13 protein-coding genes are annotated in these 17,668 nt (G+C 65.3%); 5 read left to right on the forward strand and 8 right to left on the reverse strand.

Annotated features, from left to right (window positions below):
• Positions 1–22: 22 nt before the first annotated feature.
• The 4 genes from B0G57_RS21505 to B0G57_RS31135 form a co-directional block, all read right to left on the reverse strand.
• On the reverse strand, positions 23–415 hold the full coding sequence (locus tag B0G57_RS21505) for a VOC family protein (protein WP_026229557.1): 393 nt from the start codon (positions 413–415) through the stop codon (positions 23–25).
• 88 nt (positions 416–503) lie between these two features.
• Complete coding sequence (locus B0G57_RS21510) at positions 504–1,004, reverse strand: PaaI family thioesterase (RefSeq protein WP_018440069.1); 501 nt, start codon at positions 1,002–1,004, stop codon at positions 504–506.
• 144 nt (positions 1,005–1,148) lie between these two features.
• On the reverse strand, positions 1,149–2,252 hold the full coding sequence (locus B0G57_RS21515; RefSeq protein WP_026229556.1) for an AGE family epimerase/isomerase: 1,104 nt from the start codon (positions 2,250–2,252) through the stop codon (positions 1,149–1,151).
• A gap of 289 nt (positions 2,253–2,541) precedes the next feature.
• Positions 2,542–2,691: a hypothetical protein gene (locus tag B0G57_RS31135; RefSeq protein WP_018440067.1), complete on the reverse strand. Its 150-nt coding sequence runs from the start codon at positions 2,689–2,691 to the stop codon at positions 2,542–2,544.
• Positions 2,692–2,694: 3 nt separating this feature from the next.
• Here B0G57_RS31135 and B0G57_RS21520 point away from each other — a divergent pair, with 3 nt between their 5' ends.
• Entirely contained in the window at positions 2,695–3,381 is a 687-nt protein-coding gene (locus tag B0G57_RS21520; RefSeq protein ID WP_104489598.1) for a hypothetical protein, read from the forward strand.
• A 17-nt stretch (positions 3,382–3,398) separates the two neighbouring features.
• On the opposite strand, the gene B0G57_RS21525 is transcribed toward B0G57_RS21520, so the two are convergent.
• The gene (locus tag B0G57_RS21525; protein ID WP_026229555.1) at positions 3,399–5,789 is read right to left on the reverse strand and encodes a heavy metal translocating P-type ATPase; all 2,391 of its coding nucleotides are present in this window, start codon (positions 5,787–5,789) and stop codon (positions 3,399–3,401) included.
• 464 nt (positions 5,790–6,253) lie between these two features.
• Between B0G57_RS21525 and B0G57_RS21530 the strand changes: the two genes are divergently transcribed.
• The 3 genes from B0G57_RS21530 to B0G57_RS21540 all read left to right on the forward strand — a co-directional run bounded on the left by B0G57_RS21530 (position 6,254) and on the right by B0G57_RS21540 (position 13,978).
• Positions 6,254–7,651: a DUF1254 domain-containing protein gene (locus tag B0G57_RS21530; RefSeq protein WP_018440063.1), complete on the forward strand. Its 1,398-nt coding sequence runs from the start codon at positions 6,254–6,256 to the stop codon at positions 7,649–7,651.
• 12 nt (positions 7,652–7,663) lie between these two features.
• Positions 7,664–11,530: a DUF748 domain-containing protein gene (locus tag B0G57_RS21535; RefSeq protein WP_018440062.1), complete on the forward strand. Its 3,867-nt coding sequence runs from the start codon at positions 7,664–7,666 to the stop codon at positions 11,528–11,530.
• A 606-nt stretch (positions 11,531–12,136) separates the two neighbouring features.
• A complete protein-coding gene (locus tag B0G57_RS21540; RefSeq protein ID WP_018440060.1) occupies positions 12,137–13,978 on the forward strand; it encodes an ABC transporter ATP-binding protein in 1,842 nt (613 codons plus the stop codon).
• Positions 13,979–14,118: 140 nt separating this feature from the next.
• Here the strand turns inward: B0G57_RS21540 and B0G57_RS21545 are convergent, their stop codons facing one another.
• The 3 genes from B0G57_RS21545 to B0G57_RS21550 form a co-directional block, all read right to left on the reverse strand.
• Positions 14,119–14,700 carry a hypothetical protein gene (locus B0G57_RS21545; protein WP_018440059.1) on the reverse strand — a complete coding sequence of 194 codons (582 nt, stop codon included), beginning with the start codon at positions 14,698–14,700 and terminating at the stop codon, positions 14,119–14,121.
• A complete protein-coding gene (locus tag B0G57_RS30955; protein WP_146013339.1) occupies positions 14,687–15,181 on the reverse strand; it encodes a hypothetical protein in 495 nt (164 codons plus the stop codon). The genes B0G57_RS21545 and B0G57_RS30955 overlap by 14 nt, the downstream gene beginning before the upstream one ends.
• A gap of 183 nt (positions 15,182–15,364) precedes the next feature.
• Positions 15,365–16,255, reverse strand: a complete 891-nt coding sequence (locus tag B0G57_RS21550; protein WP_018440057.1) for a LysR substrate-binding domain-containing protein — start codon at positions 16,253–16,255, stop codon at positions 15,365–15,367.
• Between the two features lie 155 nt (positions 16,256–16,410).
• On the opposite strand from B0G57_RS21550, the gene B0G57_RS21555 reads away from it, so the two are divergent.
• The gene (locus tag B0G57_RS21555) at positions 16,411–17,643 is read left to right on the forward strand and encodes an MFS transporter (protein WP_035468486.1); all 1,233 of its coding nucleotides are present in this window, start codon (positions 16,411–16,413) and stop codon (positions 17,641–17,643) included.
• Positions 17,644–17,668 lie beyond the last annotated feature (25 nt).

Raw genomic sequence — 17,668 nt, forward strand, 5'->3', positions numbered from 1 at the left:
TGATTTGATCCGCAGGCGGGCACTAGGCACCGGGGTCGTCATGGCAAACCGCTTCGACGTTATGGCCGTCGGGGTCGAGCACGAATGCGCCGTAATAGTTCGCATGGTAATGCGGCCGCAAGCCGGGCTTGCCGTTGTCTTTGCCGCCGGCGGCAATGGCGGCCGCGTAGAACGCGTCGACCTGCCCGCGATCCTCGGCGCGAAACGCGATATGAATCGGCGGATCGTTCGGCGTGCCCTTGCTGAGCCAGAAGTCCGCCACGCCACCTGCACCGAAACCCGCCACGTCGGTATGGCCCGTCACCGATGCCGGGAATTCGCGCAACAGTTCATAGCCAATGGGCGCTAGAGCGTCCGTATAAAAACGCCTGCTCGCTTCGATATCGCTTACCGTTACACCTGTATGGTCGATCACGTTCGTCTCCTCAGGGCAGGCATTATTCAACGAGTGGGAAGAAACGGCGAGCGACGAAAGCAAGACCGTCGCGGCACGACGCAGAATACTAGCGGTCCTTGGCGCTACTATCGTCCGGCGCCGTTGCGGGGGGCGCCGCTGACGCCTCGGCGCCGGCGTGGGAGTGATTGCCGTCCGTGCCGTCGCCGACGCGATTGATCGTCCCCTGCGCGAGCGCCACGAGCGTTTCCTTTTCGCCATCGAGCACATAGACATGGCATTGGCAGGTGGCATGGCCGCGCCCCGCGTAGACGAGTTCGGCGCGCGCCAGCAGGGCGCCGCGCACGGCCGGGCGCAGGTAACTGATCTTGTATTCGCCCGTCACGACACGCGGCCCCAGTGCGATCGCGCCCGCGAACGTCAACGCGTTGTCGGCGAGATAGCTGATGACGCCGCCGTGGACGAAGCCGTGCTGCTGCCGCAACTCGTCGCGAATCGGCAATCGCAGCGTGAGCCCGCGTTCGCCTATCTGAACGAGCTCGGTGCCGAGCAGCATGCTGAACGGTTGTGCATGCAGCGCGCCGCGAGCCAAATCGAAGAAATCGGTCATTGGGGACCCCTCGGGGCGGGGGCCCCGTATCGTGTTCGTTCCACGCTAGGAACGCTTCATCATACGCTTGACATCCGCCCCTGCCTAAACGCAGGGCTCATAGCGTGCGGATCGACGCCGGCGATCGACGGCCGGCGACCGGCCTCAGGCCGGCAGCGAGGCATACGCCGTGGCGAGATGATAGGGCGTTGTCGACGGCATGTCGCCACGCGCAATTTCGCCGTCGGCCGTCTTGCATTCGTACCAGCCGAGCGGATGCAGAAAGCGGGTGCGGAAATGCTCGATTTGCGAGGCGAGGGCGCCGCGGTCGGCCGGTGTGCCGCGCGTCGCGAGCGCGCGCAGGTATTCCGTCTGCGCCCAGATGCGCTGCGTCGCGTCTTGTATCGAGCCGTCTTCGTTGAGCGCGGCGCATACGCCGCCCGTTTGCGCGTCGACGCCATGGCGTTGCGCAAAGTCGAAGGCTCGCTCCAGCGATGCGGCTAGCCCCGATGCCGCGATGGCGCTGCCCGCCCGCGCGACGAGATAAAACCATTCGAACTGGTGGCCGGGCTCGATCCGATTGCCCTCGGTGCCGATCGGCAGCTCCGCGATCGCACCCGTCGGCGCGTGGACGAACGTGCGGGCGACGGCCGTGGCCAGCCCGCCGAGGGCTTCTTCGAACGCGGCGTCGCGCGTCGCTTCGTGCGCGGCCAGATAGGCCTCGGTCAAGTGCATCAGCGGGTTTTGCAGCGGCCCGCTGCGCACGGACGAAAAGCGCTCGTCGAGCGCCGAGTGGAGCAGCCCTTCCGTCCCGGCGAAGCGTTCGCCGATGAGCGCGGCCGTCCCGCCTAGCACGTCGCGCGCATCGCTGTCGCCGAAAGCCGCGAGATAGGATGCACATGCGAAAACGACGAAGGCATGCGTGTAGAGATCTTTCGTCGTCTCGAGCGGAGCGCCCGCCGCATCGACGCTGTAGAACCATCCGCCATGGCGTTCGTCGCGGAAGTACCGGCGCAGCGAAGCAAACAGCGTTTGTGCATGCGCCGCATCGCCGGCGAGCGAGAAGACGAAAAGTTGCCGCGCGCACGCCATCGCGCGGTAGCGGGCGACAGGCAGCGGCGTCTGGTCTTCGGCTCGTAGCGCCTCATAAGGCAACTGCATCGACGCGTTGAAGCCTTGAGCGCGCCAGAGCGGCAGGACGATCTGCGTAAAGTGCGTGGAAAGCGCGGCGGATTGAGCAGTGATCGCTGCGTCGGTCGGGTTTGACATTGTGCGGAAACGGAGTTCGAAGATCGATTGCGCCGGCAATTCGTGCCAATTAATGCGAGATGCGCCAAGGATAATGCAAATCGGCTTTCGCTCGATCCGTCCGTCGCGCCCGCGAGCGATCGTGAGACAATGCCGCCGACGCCACGCATGTGGCAATCGAACGAACAAGAGGCTTCGAACCGGGCGGCGCGGGCCGCGACCGGACTTTCACGCTATGGCAGATTCCGCAGCATCTTCTACGTCGGGCCTACGGCGCCCCGCTACGACCAAAAGGCGTGCACGCGCCGCCTCATCCGAGACCGACAATCGGCCGGCCCGCGTCGCGCTCTTTGTCGAGGACGCCGTCCAAACGGTCGCCCGGGCGGCAGAAGGCGCGGGTGCAGCGGTCGAAAAATCCGTCGATCTCGTCCCGCCGGAAGATGCGCTTGCCGTGGCGCATACGATGAACCTCGATCCGCGCCAGGGCACGCTCGACGGCTTCGAGTTGCCCGCCGAGGCGCTCTCGTCGCTTCGGGAGCGCGAGGAAAAAGAGCCGACGCGGCCCGTGAGCGATGCCGGCGATTCCATTGCGATCGAAGAGGCCGCAGCCAAGTCGCCAAGCGGCGCATCGTCGCGCAGGCAAGCGATCGCCCGAAAATCGGTGGAGCCTGCCGCGCGCGGCGCCAACGTGGCCGAGGCGGCGGATGCGTCCTCGCAGCGCGCGTACGATGCGCTGACGCAAAGTGTGGCGGCGCTTCAAGCGGCGCTGGTCGACGAGCGCCGGGCGGCAGACGAGAGCCGGCGCGGGATCAGGCAACTCGTCGTTGCGGCGCTGGCCATATTGCTGGTCGTTGGCGTCCTCAGCGTCGTGCAGACGGTCGTTGCAGTCCGGGCCTCCGAGGCAAGCGCCGCCGCGGAGCAAAAGACAGCGACGCTTTTGCGGGCCCAGCAGACGGAACTCGCGACATTCGTCGATGCGGCTTCGGCGGCCTCGGCCGACATTCGCGACGCGGCCGATTCGCTCGATGGAAAGCAGAGTGTGCAGCCGGCCCGCGCCTCCGCGGCCGCGCCGAGCGCCGGCAAGCATCCACCGCGCCCGACGCACCCGCGCAAGACCGCCGAAAAGGCGCGCGGCTCGAACGCCTATTGAGCCGGCGGCACGCGCGGTCAACGCTTCTTCCAACGCTTGAGCAATAGCGCGTTCGTGACGACGCTCACGCTCGAAAAGGCCATCGCCGCGCCCGCGAGCATCGGATTCAGCATGCCGAGCGCGGCCAGCGGGATGCCGACGAGGTTGTAGACAAAAGCCCAGAAGAGGTTTTGCTGGATCTTGCGGTAGGTGCGTCGCGAGATGTCGATGGCATCGACGACGAGCGTCGGATCGCCGCGCATGAGCGTGATGCCGGCCGCGTGCATGGCGACGTCGCTGCCGCTGGCGAGCGCGATGCCGATATCGGCGGCGGCAAGCGCCGGCGCGTCGTTGATGCCGTCGCCGGCCATGGCGACGATGCCTCCGCTCTCGGCCTTCAGATCGCGGATGACGCGTGCCTTGTCCTCGGGCAGCACCTGCGCATGGAATTCCTCGATTCCCAGTGCGGCCGCCACCGATGCGGCGGCTCCGCGATTGTCGCCGGTCACCAGCACGCTTTTCACGCCGCGCGCCTCGAGCCGTTCGATGGCCGCGCGCGCTTCTGGCTTGAGCTCGTCGCCGAATGCAACGAGCGCGATCGCCGCGGCGCGCGCGCCGGGCGCCGCCGCCCGCATCAGCCACGACACCGTGTTGCCCGCCGCTTCGAGCTCGCGCGCGCGTCTCTCGGCGGCCGGGGGCAACGCGATGCCGAGCTCGGCTACCCATCGTGCGTTGCCGAGCATCACCATTTGCCCGTCGATCTGGGCCTGCATCCCGCGTCCCGCAACCGCCTGCGAGAGCGCGGCGGCGGGCCGGGTGTCCCGGCCCGCTTGCGCCGACGCGGCTTGCGCGTATTCCGCCTCGAAAGCAGCGACGAGCGCCCGTGCGAGCGGATGGTCGCTGCCGCGCTCGAGGGCGGCAGCGAGCGCAAACGCGGTTTCCCGCTCCGAATCGACGTCGGCGGCGGCCAATGCCGCGCCCTTTGTCGATGCGGCATGCGGCTCCTGATCGGAATTTGCCGCCCTGGCGCTGGCTTGCGCCCCCTCCGACACGCATTCGAACGCCACCACGCGCGGCTTGCCGACCGTGAGCGTGCCTGTCTTGTCGAACGCGACGACCGTCACGCGCTGCGCGAGCTCGAGCGCCTCCGCGTCCTTGATGAGCACGCCATGTCGCGCCGCGACGCCGGTGCCGGCCATGATTGCGGCCGGCGTGGCGAGCCCGAGCGCGCACGGGCACGCGATGACGAGCACGGATACGGCGTCTAGGATCGCCGCTTCGACCGATGCGCCAGCCAGCAGCCAGCCGGCCAGCGTGGCGGCCGCGAGCACGAGAATCGCCGGCACGAAGATCGCGCTCACGCGGTCCACGAGCCGTTGAATGGGCGCCTTCTTCGCCTGGGCCGACTCGACCAGGCGAATGATGCGCGCGAGCGTCGTCTCCGCGCCGGTCGCGCGCGTCGTGACTTCGATCAGGCCTTCCCCGTTGATCGAGCCTGCCGTGACGGTCTCGCCCGGCCCTTTCGCGACAGGCAGGCTTTCGCCGGTGATGAGCGCTTCGTCGACGTGCGTGCGGCCCTCGCGGACGATACCGTCGACGGGCACGCGCTCGCCGGGCCGTACGACGACCACCATGCCGACGCGCACCTGCGCGAGCGGCACATCGCGCTCGCCTTCGCCCTCGCCGAGCTTGATACGCGCCCGGTCCGGGCGCAAGGCGTTGAGTGCGCGAATGGCGTCGGTCGTTTCGCGCTTGGCCCGCGCTTCGAGCCATTTGCCGAGCCGCACGAGCGCGATGACCACCGCCGAAGCCTCGAAGTACAGATGCATGGTGTCGCCGGGATGCGCGATCATCTGCCAGACGCTCAGCCCGTAGGCGGCCGAAGTACCCAGCGCAACGAGCAAATCCATGTTGCCGGTTCGCGCGCGCACCGCGCGGTAAGCCCCGCCATAGAACCTTGCGCCGCACGCGAACTGGACGATGCTCGCGAGCGCGAGCTGCAGCCCGGCGGGCAGCATCCAATGCCGGCCTGCCGCTTCGGCGAGCATCGGCAACATCAGCGGTAGCGCGAACGCGGCCGCCACGGCCACGGCGACAAGCTCGCGACGGGCGAGTCGGCGGCGCTCGTCGGCAGCTCGCGCGATGTCGGCGACATCTTGCGGCGCCGCCCGGTCGGTGACGACGGGGCGCGCTTCGTAACCCGCGTCGACGACGGCTTTGACGAGCGCGTCGAGCGCCGGCCGTTGCGCCGCGGCGGAGAGGTCGACGGTCGCGCGCTCGGTTGCCAAATTGACCGACGCGCGCAGTACGCCGGGCACGCGCGCCAGCGACTTCTCGACGCGCATGGCGCACGAGGCGCAGGTCATGCCGCCGATATCGAGTTCGGCCGTCGAGGAGGCGACGTCGGGAGGGGAGGACAAATCGGTCATGGTGGACGACTGCAACTAGGCCGCGATGAGAGACAGTGTCGTCCTTCCAATGATGGGAAGGTCAAGCGCGACTGCCGCGGTCCGCGCGGCCCCCCGTTCAGTCAGCGGACAGCGGCGGATAAATATTCCTCGCAAACGCGCCCAAGAGTCGAGAGGGATTGCGTTGCGCCATTGCGCAATCGTTAGCGCATTCTTCTTGCCTACCGACTGAGGATACGATAAAACGCTTTCGCGAACTGATGATTCGACGACTACGTCGTGCGCGACGTCGTGGCCGGACGGCACCGCGCCGCGGAAGTGCTTCGCGGCTCGAGAGCGGCGCCTCGTAAAACTCTGACATCACAATGACAACAACACTCGCTACTGCGCGAAACAGCGTTTCGCTGGCTCGGGTCGGGGCCTGGCTGGCTTGCTTTGCCGTTTTCGCTCTGGCCGGCTGCGCCGCCCGAGCGCCTGCCCCCGCCGTGTCCGCCAACCACGGTTGGACGAAGGACGAAGTATCGGACTCCTACGTATTCGGCTATCCGCTCGTGCTCATGACGAGCGCCCGTGTCGCGGCCCGCGCGCCGGGCGGTCCCGGCGTCAACAAGCTGCAGTACTCGCGGACGCCGCCGGCCGCGGACGATCCGGGCCTCCCGCCTCGCCCCGATGTTAATACGCTGGCCTCCGCCGGCTGGCTCGATCTGAGCAACGAACCCGTGCTGCTGACGCTGCCCGCCACGCGTGGACAGTACCTCGACGCGCGCGTGCTCGACATGTGGACGAACGTCGTCTGGTCGACGGGTTCGCTCGAGAATGCACGTGGGGCGCTCGCGAAGCCGCGCACGATCGCCTTTGTCGCGCCTGGGTGGCAGGGCGGCCTGCCGGACGGCGTCGAGCGTGTCCAGGCACCGGGCAAGAGCCTCTGGCTGGCCGTGCGCCTCGCCGCGACCGGCCCGCGCGAGCTCGCCGCGGCACGCCGATTGCAAGAGGAAGTCCGCGTAACGCCGCTATCGGCGTTCGATGCCGAGGACGATGGAAGGCACAGGATCAAGCGTGTGAAGGGGACAAAGCGCGGCAGGCCGCTCAACGGTGGGAGCGCGGATCGAGCGGACGACGATCCGCCGTCGTTCGACGATCCGCCGTCGTTCGACGATACGCCGGCGGGGCAGAGCGCCGCCGTGGCGTCGCTCGACGCGAACGCGTTTTTCAGCCGGCTTGCCGATGCACTGCAGGACAACCCACCCTCCCCGAACGATGCGCACGCATTGGAGATTCTGGCGGATCTGGGCGTGAAGCCCGGTGAGCCCTTGCATCTGCCGACGGGCGCGGCACAGGCGATCGCGGGGGGTCTCGCCGAGGCGCGGGCGCGGATCGCGACGGCGCCGAACAACGCGTTGTCCGTGAACGGCTGGATCTGGCTCGGCGATGGTCTCGGACACTACGATGACGACTATGCGCTGCGCGCCTATGCTGCCTATGCACAGCCGGGCAGTGGCACGAAGGACGACGAAGTGGTGGCGACCGCCACGCTCGACGCCGATGGGAAGGGGCTGGACGGCAGCAACCGATATGTGCTGCACTTTCCGGCGAAGGGACTGCCGCCGGTGCGGGCGTTCTGGACGCTCACGGCTTACACGAAAGACGGTGCGCTCGTCGAAGGCGATTTTCGACGCCGTTCGATCGCTTCGCGCGACGCGCTGCGTCGCAATCGTGACGGTTCGCTCGACGTCTATCTACAGGCGGAAACGCCGGGGCGCGCCCGACAGGCGAATTGGCTCCCGACGCCCGACGGCGCGTTCCAAGTCGTGATGCGGCTCTATGCGCCGCAAGGCCCGGCGATCGACGGCACCTGGCAGCCGCCGGCGCTCGAGCGCCAATAAACCGGAGCAGCGATGTCCAGCGAAACGAAGGCCGGCGTAGCAAAGACGTTCGTCAAGGTGCGCAAGGCGACCCATTCGCGCCGCCTACGCCGTATCGCAGTTGTAATCGTCGTACTGATCGTGCTCTATGGGCTGATCGGTTTCTTTGCCGCACCGCCCCTCATTCGGCACATTGCCGAGCAGCAGATGAGTGAAGCGCTCGGGCGGCCCGCCCATATCGAGCGCGTCTCGCTGAATCCGTACACGCTGCGGCTGGAGGCGGATCGCATCCGCGTCGGCGAGCAAGGCGGCGCTGGCGATTTTGCGAGCATCGAGCGGCTCGTGGTCCAGGCATCGTGGTTCTCGCTGCTGCGTTTCGCGCCGATCGTCGACGAAGTCAAGGTCGATTCGCCGCACGCGAACATCGTGCGCTACGACGCCCAGCGCTTCAATTTCAGCGATATCGCCGACAAGTTCGCGAACGAGCCGTCGAAGCCGTCGAAGGGGCCCGCGCTCTTTTCCGTATCGAACATCGATGTCGAGAACGGGCGCATCGATTTCGACGATCGGCTCGCCGGCCGCAAGCACGTCATCGATCGTCTTTCGCTGGGGGTCCCGTTTATTGCGACGCTGCCGTCGAAGACCAATATTTTCGTCGATCCGCGCTTCGTGGCGCGTGTCGACGGAAGCCCGATCCATATCGCAGGCAAGACGAAGCCCTTTGCCGCCTCGCGCGAATCGGAAATCGCGTTGAAGTTCGACGATCTCGACGTGCCGCAAATGTTGTCGTTCTCGCCGACGAAGCTGCCCGTGACCGTCGCAAGCGGCAAGCTCGCCGGCGATCTCACGCTGCGCTTCGTCATGACGGGCAGCGCTCCCGCGCTCACTGTCACGGGGACCACCGATCTCGCCGATGCGCAGGTCGTCGACGAGCGCAAGGCGCCGCTTTTCGCCGCGCGCGCCGTGCATGTGGCGGCGGCATCGCTCGAGCCTTTGCGCAAAGTGTTCCGTTTCGACGAGATCCGGCTCGATCAACCCTCGCTGCACCTCGCACGGGAGCGCTCGGGCGACCTCAGCATCTCGCGCACACTGGCCGGATCGCCTTCCACGGCCGCCTCCTCCGCCGTGCCGGCATCGGCCGCCGGTGGGGCGGCGAGCACGGCCACCGCACCAAAGGCATCCGCGGCCTCCGCCGCTTCCGCGGTCGGAGCGGCAGCGCAGGCCGTTCAGCCGCTCGACCTTTCGATCAAGCATTTCGCGCTCAACGACGGCGACGTTGGGCTCGAGGATCATGCGCCGGCGCAACCGGTCTCCCTCGGACTCACGCACCTCGACGTGTCGCTCGACGGTTTTTCGACGGTGGGAGAGACGCCTGCGCACTACGACGTCCACACCGTGCTGGCGCAGGGCGGCACGCTTGCCGCGACGGGGGCCCTGAGTCTCGCCGCGAAGTCGGCGGACCTCAAGCTGACGACCGATGGGCTTCCGCTCACGCTCGTGCAACCCTATCTGGCCGGTTCGACGTCCGCGCGCATCGATGGCGGGACGCTCGGCACGGCCTTGACGGTCAAGGCCGACTGGTCGAAGACGCCGACGAACGTGCAGGTGGCGCAAAGCGACGTCACAGTGAAGTCGCTGAAGGTGACGGGGCCGGCCGTGGCCACCGGGGCGAATGCACCCACGCCCGCGCTCGCGCTCGACGAAGGACATGTCGCGATCAAGCAGGTGGACCTTGCCGCGCGCAAAGCCGACATTTCGGCCATCGACCTGGCGGGGCTGTCGGTCAACGGAGCGCGAGCGAAGGACGGGCGTATCGATCTCATGGCGCTCGCGGGCTCGCCGCAGGAGGGGCAGACGTCTACGACAAATACGCAGGCGCACGAGCAAAAGCCGCATGGCCGTGAGCGAGGTGCGGCGCGGACAAGCGAAGGCGGCCAGGGCGGAAAGGAACAGACGGCCGCGAACGCGCCGCCCGCGGCCGGCGCTCAGTCCGGCTGGCACTATACGATCGGCGCCGTGCGGCTCAAGGACGGGTCGGCGCAGATTGTCGATGAGGTTCCGGCGCATCCCGCCACGGTCCGCCTGTCGTCGATCCAGTTCGAAGCGCACGACGTCAGCGACGACATGCACCGTGCGTTGCCGATCAAGCTGGCCGCGACGCTGGGCGGCAAAGGCACGCTCGACGTTTCGGGCGACGTGACGCCGAGCCCGCTCGCGGCCTCGGTGACGTTGCACGCGAATCGGCTCGATGTCTCTTCGGCGGAGCCGTATTTCGGCGACGACCTCAACGCAAAGCTTGCGAGCGCATTCCTGAACGCGGGCGGCGACGTCAAGCTCGGTATGGCGAACGATGCCCTGACGGCGACTTTCCGGGGAGGCGTGGCGCTCGTCGATGTGAAACTGCTCGACCGCACCACGTCCGCGCCGCTCGCCGGCTGGCGCGCGCTGTCGCTCGCCCGCATGAACGCCCGCTACGACGCGCACGGTACCGATGTCGACATTGGCCGCATCACGTTCTCGCAATTCTTCGGCAGCGTGCTGCTCGACGAGCAGGGCAAGCTCAACCTGCAGGATGTGCTCGGCAATGAGCATAAGCCTTCGCCGGCAACGGGGACGACGGCTTCGCATCGCGGCAGCACGACTACGGTCGCCGAGGCGCCCAAAGCCGCGCCATCGCAGACGCAGCCGCCGTTCAAGGCTCACGTCGGCGAGATCGTGCTTCAGCAGGGGCACGTGAATTACACCGACCACTTCGTCAAGCCGAACTACACGGCGAACCTCGTCGACATCACCGGCACGATCGGCGCGTTCGGCACCGAAAAGCGCGCGCCCGCGCCCGTCGATGTCAGCGCGAACCTGGCTGGGAACGGGCCGATCACGATACGCGGCACGGCCGATCCGCTGGCGCCCAAGCCGTCGCTGGATCTCGGCGCGAGCGCGCATGAAATCGAGCTCAAGAGCTTGACGCCATACTCGCTGAAGTACGCCGGCTATCCGATCACGAAAGGCCAGCTCAACGTCGATTTGCATTACAAGCTCGAGAACGATGTGCTGACGGCGAACAATCACATCTTCATTTCGCAGCTGACGTTCGGCGATCACGTCGAGAACAGCACCGAGACGCACCTGCCGGTGAAGCTCGCGATTGCGTTGCTGAAGAACCGGCGCGGTGAGATCGACGTGAACATACCTGTTTCGGGCTCGCTCGCGAATCCGCAATTCAGTATCGGCAGCGTGATCTGGGGCGCGATCCGCAATCTGATCTCGAAGGCCGTGACCGCGCCGTTCACGCTGCTCGCCAACGCGTTCGGCGGTGGCGGTGCGGACAGCGCGCATGCGGCCGAGCAACTGCACTACGTTGCGTTCACGCCGGGCTCGGCCGATCTGAGCGATGCGGCGCGCGGCAAGCTCGATACGATCGCGAAGCTGCTCACGGACAAGCCCGAAGTGAAGCTCGAATTGACGGGCCGTGCCGATCCGGCTATCGATACGCCGGGTCTGCGTCTCGCCTATGTCGACGATCTCGTGAAAAAGGAGAAGGCGCAGGACTTGGCGGCGAAAGGGCAGAAGGTCGACCTGTCGACGGTGAAGGTCGATCAAAGCGAATACAGCGATTATTTGAAGAAGGCCTATAAAGATGCCGACTTCAAGAAGCCGCGCAATTTCATCGGCATGACGAAGAGCATGCCCGACGACGACATGAAACGCATGCTTGCCAATCATGCGACTGTCGACGAGGCGAGCTTGCGCGCGCTCGCAGAGCGTCGCGCCGACGCTGTGCGTCAATATTTGATCGCGAAGGTCGACGCGAAGCGCATCACCGTCGGCGCGCCGAAGCTCGACGCCAACGAAGTCAAGGACAGCGGGCCAACGACGCGCGTCGACTTTGGTCTCCAGTAAGCGGGGGCATGGTGCGGCGGTCTCGCGCCGGCGCATCGTGCTTCTTTCACCATATCTCGCAGCCGCACTTGGAAGCACTCAGTCCGTGCGGGGAGAAGTCGAATCCTTCGTAAGTCGCGAATGCCACCTATCGCGCCGCGTTCGAGCAGTTTTCCAGTCCTAATGTCTTCGAGCAGCCAGGCCTGCTCGATGACCCTCTGGACCGACGCGGTTATTCGTCGCACCTGCTGCGCGTGATGCGCGGCGCTGATACACTACTCGCTTCCACTCACTCGACACGAACAGGGAGGCGTTCAAATGGTAACGACAATGCTCGCGGCCACCCTGGGTATGCCTCGGTTCGTGACGCCACCTTTGCGACGCCTGTGGGGAAATCCCCTCGGAGGACGACCGTAGTTTTCACGGTTCGTTCGTCGCTTCACCTCGGCTTTCGCCCGGCGCTTCGCGCAAGTTCTCGCTTGCGCGGCTAGGGTTCCAGCATCGGGCACGACGTCGTGCCGAGGCTTTTCGGCAGGTACGTTGCGCGCGGTTCGATGTTCGCGCGCCGTGCTTTTCGTATTTCGATTCCATGACCGCCAGCGCCCTGCGCTTGGCGGCTGAACATTTATGATCGCCAAGAATACTTTCGGCGCCCAGACGTTCAAGAGCGTCCTTGGGTACACGTTTTCTCATTGGGGGCGGCAGCGCGTGCGCATCGTCGTCATCGCGCTTTTCGCGCTGACAGGCGCGGTGGCCGACGTGCTGACCCCGCTTTTCGCGGGCCGTCTCGTCAATGCGCTTGCGCATGGCTTGACCGACAGGCACGCGGCCCTTCACCCGGCGCTCGCGGCGTTTGCGGCGATGCTCGTGCTCGGGCTCGGCGCCGCGCTTGCGCGCTACCTCATGTTCGTGCAGATCATCGCATTGACGTTGCGGATGATGAGTGAAATCGCGGGCAACGCCTTCCACCGAGTCCAGCGCTTTTCGACCGATTGGCATGCGAACAGCTTTGCGGGCTCGACCGTCCGCAAGATCACGCGCGGGATGTGGGCGCTCGATTTGCTGAACGACACCGTCTTGATCGGCTTGCTGCCTTCGTTCGCGATGCTCATCGGCGCGACGGTGCTGCTCGGCATGCATTGGCCCGCCATGGGTGCCGTCGTCGGCGCGGGCGCGTTGATCTATGTCGGCGTCACGGCCGGCCTGTCGCTCGGCGTCGTCGCGCCGGCGGCGCGGCTTGGCAATGCGTGGGACACGCGACTCGGCGGTGCGCTTGCCGATGCCGTCACCTGCAATTCCGTCGTCAAGGCGTTCGGCGCGGAGTTGCGTGAAGAGGCGAGGCTTTCGCGCGTCGTCGGAAAATGGCGCGAGCGCACGCGGCGCGCGTGGCTGCGCGGGACAGCCAACGGCGGCGTGCAGAACATGATGCTCGCGGGTATGCAGGCTGCGATCCTCGGCGCAGCGTTGATCCTTTGGTTGAAGGACAAGGCGAGCGTCGGCGACATCGCATTCGCGCTGACGATGTTTCTCGTGCTTCAGGGCTACCTGCGCGACGTCGGGATGCTCGTGCGCAACTTGCAGCGCTCGGTCAACGATATGGAAGAGCTCGTTGCGCTCGAGCGTCAGCCGCTCGGTATCGAAGACAAGCCGGGTGCGCCGCCGATCGTCATCGACAAGGGCGATATCCGATTCGAGCACGTCACGTTTCACTACGACGCGCACGCGGCGCCGCTCTATTCGAATTTCTCGGTCCGGATCGCTCCGGGCGAGCGCGTGGGTCTGATCGGCCATTCCGGTTCCGGCAAGACGACGTTCATCAAGCTCATTCAGCGGCTCTACGACGTGTCGGGTGGCGCGATCACGATCGATGGTCAGAACATTGCCGAAGTCGGGCAAGCTTCGTTGCGCGCTCAGGTTGCGATCGTCCAGCAGGAGCCGTTGCTGTTTCATCGCACGCTGGCGGAAAACATTGCGTACGCGAAACCGGGTGCGACAGAGGCGGAGATCGAGCGCGCGGCACGGCTCGCGAACGCGCATGATTTCATTTCGGGCTTGCCGAAGGGGTATGAGACGCTCGTCGGCGAGCGCGGCGTGAAGCTCTCCGGCGGAGAGCGTCAACGTGTTGCCATCGCACGGGCGTTTCTCGCCGATGCGCCTGTGCTGATCTTCGACGAGGCGACCTCGAGCCTCGATAGCGAAAGCGAGGCGTTGATCCAGCAGGCGATGGAGCGGCTCATGGTCGGACGGACGACGATCGTCGTGGCGCACCGGCTATCGACCGTGCGCGCTTTGGATCGGCTGCTCGTGCTCGATAAGGGGAGAATCGTCGAGGAGGGCAGTCACAATGCGTTGATTCGCATCGAGGGCGGGCTCTACCGGCGGCTCTTTGAGCGGCAGGCGCTCGAGTTGACGAAGGGAATGGATGTCGCGCGCGATGGGGCGATCGGTGAGTCGATGACGGAGGCGTGAGCTGGCGGGCTATTTGATGATCGTTTCGGATGATCGCGGTCGCCAAATATTGCGGGCCGCGAGGGATTGCAGTGGCCGCTTTTCGGAATCGCTATGGTCCCGCCAGTAGCACGGTTACTTGGGCGCCTTGCTCGATACCTCTATTGAACTGGCGCTAGTTCGACGATGTCGTCAACCGCTTCATCGGCAGGGGGAGGCGTGTGCGTCAACCGGATCTGCTCGATCATCCTGGTCAAGACGTCGAAGGTCGTCTCCGGCGTGGCCTGCGTAGGGGTCGGCTTGTTCGGGTTCTGATGAGCGATCCAATCACGGTATTGCTTGATTTGCTTCACCTGCCCGATCAGATTGGAGTCGACTTCGCTCTTGAAGAGGTCGAGAACCTCGCCGAATCTCCAGTACTCGACCTCGCTTTCGAATTTTTCTGAAAGCCTGGTCGAGTATTGCTGCGGATATCCGGCCGCGAACAGACGATTCGCCGTCTGCAGGTGCTCGATGACGCATCTCTCGAATGTGGCAAACAGCGCCAAAATGGCGAGGTCGGCCGCTTGCTTTACGGCGCCATCGAGGGCGGCGTTTGCTTGCTCCGGAGTTGCGCCAATGAACTCTGTGCGTCGGATCAGTTCCTCGTGCTGAATTTGAATCGTGCGTTCGGCAACCTTGAAGCAATCACTCGCCACGGAGAAAGCCCGGAAGACGGGTTCGAGCGGATTATTCGAATTCATAGTCGGAAACATCGGTCAGCAGGTCAATGAACAGGCCTTCGTCAATGCGTTTCGGTCGACGGACTGTGGCCTCGATCCAGTACCAACCGTCCCCATTGACTCCGGCGAGCATGGGTGTTGGCGATGAGCCTATGGACTTCCTGCCAGATACGGTTTCTGTCGAAATTCCTGGGCCTTTTCCAACGTGGAATAGAAACGCATGTCTCGCCACTCGGCCGATCAGGTCTACTCTCCCACGTGCGCCTATGATCTTGGATCCGACGGGGACGATTTTGGCCACAGATACACCGTCCTTTGCTATGCAAAGACTCGGTGCTTCATATTCGGCCATCCTTTCCTCTCTGAGCGTTACTACACCCGTCTCCACTGACAGGCCATGTTTTTTGCACCAGCCACTGGCTTCTGCCAGAAAGGCTGTGACGCGTTCCAGATATTCGTCCGGGTAAAAAAGCGCGTGCTCAGTCACTGTTAGTCCTTGCATTTCACAATCCTTGCACTGCGTAACCCTGCATCTGCGCGCCCGATTCGCATAGCGATCTCGCCAGTCCGAAGCGAGCGCTCATTCCTTATGCGCGCATCCGATGTCCGAGCTTAGCACTGACCCCATCTCAAAACATGCGACTTCCGGCGGCCTAGGACCGCCAGCGCCAGAGCGATCGCCGGTTCACGCCGCCTTTGCCATCGCGGCAAAGGCAGCCTCCTGCGATGAAGGCTGTTGGGCCCGCAGCACCAGCCACATCGCCGAGCGCGCGCCTTTCTCCTTCAACGGCCTGTACACCACGCCATTGGCGTTCATGCTGCGCAGCGATTCCGGCACCAGCGCGACGCCGAGCCCTGCCGCGACGAGCCCGACGATCGTCGGCGCGGCGCGCGCTTCCTGCCCTATGCGCGGGGCAAACCCGGCCTGCCGGCAGAGCGCGATGATCTGATCGTACACGCCGGTCCCGCTTTCGCGCGGGTACATGACGAACGTCTCGTCCGCCAATGCGCCGATCGTGAGTGGCTTCGCGGCCGCTGTGAGCCGGTGATGAGGCGGCAGCGCGACGATGAGCGAGTCTTCGAACAAACGCGTCGCGCGCAGTGTCGGTGGCAGATCGGGGGCCGATATGCCGCGCACGATCGCAACATCGAGCCGCTGCTCGAGCAGTGCCGCCAGTTGCTCCTGCGTCGTCAGCTCCTCGATTCGCAAATGCACGCCCGGAAAACGCTGGCGATAGTTGAGAATCAGACGCGGAATCAACGCAGTGAAGGCGGCCGACCCCGTCAATCCGACACGCAGCTCCCCGATTTCGCCGCGTTGTGCACGTGCCGCCACCGTCGACACCCGCTCGGCCTGAGCGAGCAGCGCGCGCGCCTCGGGCAACAACGCCTTGCCGGCCGGCGTCAAGTCCACGCGCCGGTTGCCGCGATCGAACAATTGCGCGCCGAGCTCCTCTTCGAGCACGCGAATCTGCTGACTGAGCGGCGGCTGCGCGATGTTCAGGCGCAGTGCGGCCCGGCCGAAATGCAGCGTCTCAGCCAGTACGACGAAGTAGCGGATGCGGCGCAAATCCATGATATCTCCCATGTATCAATCGGCGCGGAATCAATATTGGACGCGTATGCGGCGACGCGCGAGTATTCCACATTATCGAAGCACTCCTCGAGCAGGGCTCGAACATGACCGAACAAGACGTCGACCTTCTGGATCCACGAAGCGAGACCGCGCGGATGACAGCACCGTTTGTCTCCGCCGCGGCGGTGAACGCTAAAATCGAGTTTGGCACGCCTGCATTCATCCGTACGAACTGCGCACTGTTCGCGGCCGGCTTTGCGACTTTCGCGCTGCTCTACTGCGTGCAGCCGCTGATGCCGCTGTTTTCCGAGAGTTTTCACGTGAGCGCCGCAAGCGCCAGTCTCGCGCTGTCGCTGACCACCGGCCTGCTGGCTGTCTCAATGCTCATTGCAGGCGTGCTCTCCGAAACGTGGGGCCGCAAACCGATGATGGTCGGCTCGTTGTTCATGTCAGCCGCGCTGGCTGCGCTCAGCGCGATACTGCCGCACTGGCATGCGCTGCTAGCCACTCGCGCGCTGATGGGCGTGGCGCTGAGCGGCTTGCCAGCCGTTGCGATGGCCTATGTCGGCGAAGAGATGCATCCGCGCTCGCTCGGTGTCGCGATGGGGCTGTACGTTGGAGGCACCGGTCTGGGCGGCATGGCCGGGCGTCTGCTGACGGGCGTGGTGACGGACTTTTGGGGATGGCGCGCGGCCGTGATGACGATGGCTGTGCTCGCAGTGTTCTGCGCGATCATCCTCTCGCGTTACCTGCCTGCGTCGCGGCATTTCACGCGGCGCCCACTGCGCCTCATGCCGGTGGCCAGGACGTATGCGCTGCAGTTGCACGATGGTGCGTTACCGTGGCTGTTCGCGGAAGGCTTTCTGCTGATGGGCGCGTTTGTGACCGTCTATAACTACGTTGGCTATAGACTTATCGCGCCGCCGTTCTCGATGAGTCAGACAGGGATCGGTCTGATCTTCGCCGTCTACTTATGCGGAATCGTTAGCTCGGCGTGGGTCGGCAGCCTGTCAGAACGGCTCGGCCGGCAAACGTTGCTGCCGGCGACGCTCGGTCTGATGCTGCTCGGCACCGCGCTTACGCGGGCCAATTCGCTGCCGGTGATCATCGCCGGCATCGCGGTGTTGACGATCGGGTTTTTCGGCTCGCATTCCGTCGCGAGCGCGTGGATCGGGGCTCGCGCTCGGAGCAGCAAAGCACAGGCTTCATCGATGTACCTCTTTGCCTACTACGTCGGATCGAGCGTGGTGGGGTCCGTCGGTGGCGTGTTCTGGAGTGTCGGCGGATGGCCTGGCGTGACAGGCATGACAGGATCGTTGCTCGTTATCGCGATTGCCATTGCGTTCAAGCTGCGCGCCATCACCATGCAAGCCGCGGATTCGCACTGAAGCCGAGCGGGTGAAAATGACCAAG

This window comes from Trinickia symbiotica (genome assembly GCF_002934455.1).
Taxonomy (GTDB): Bacteria; Pseudomonadota; Gammaproteobacteria; order Burkholderiales; family Burkholderiaceae; genus Trinickia; species Trinickia symbiotica.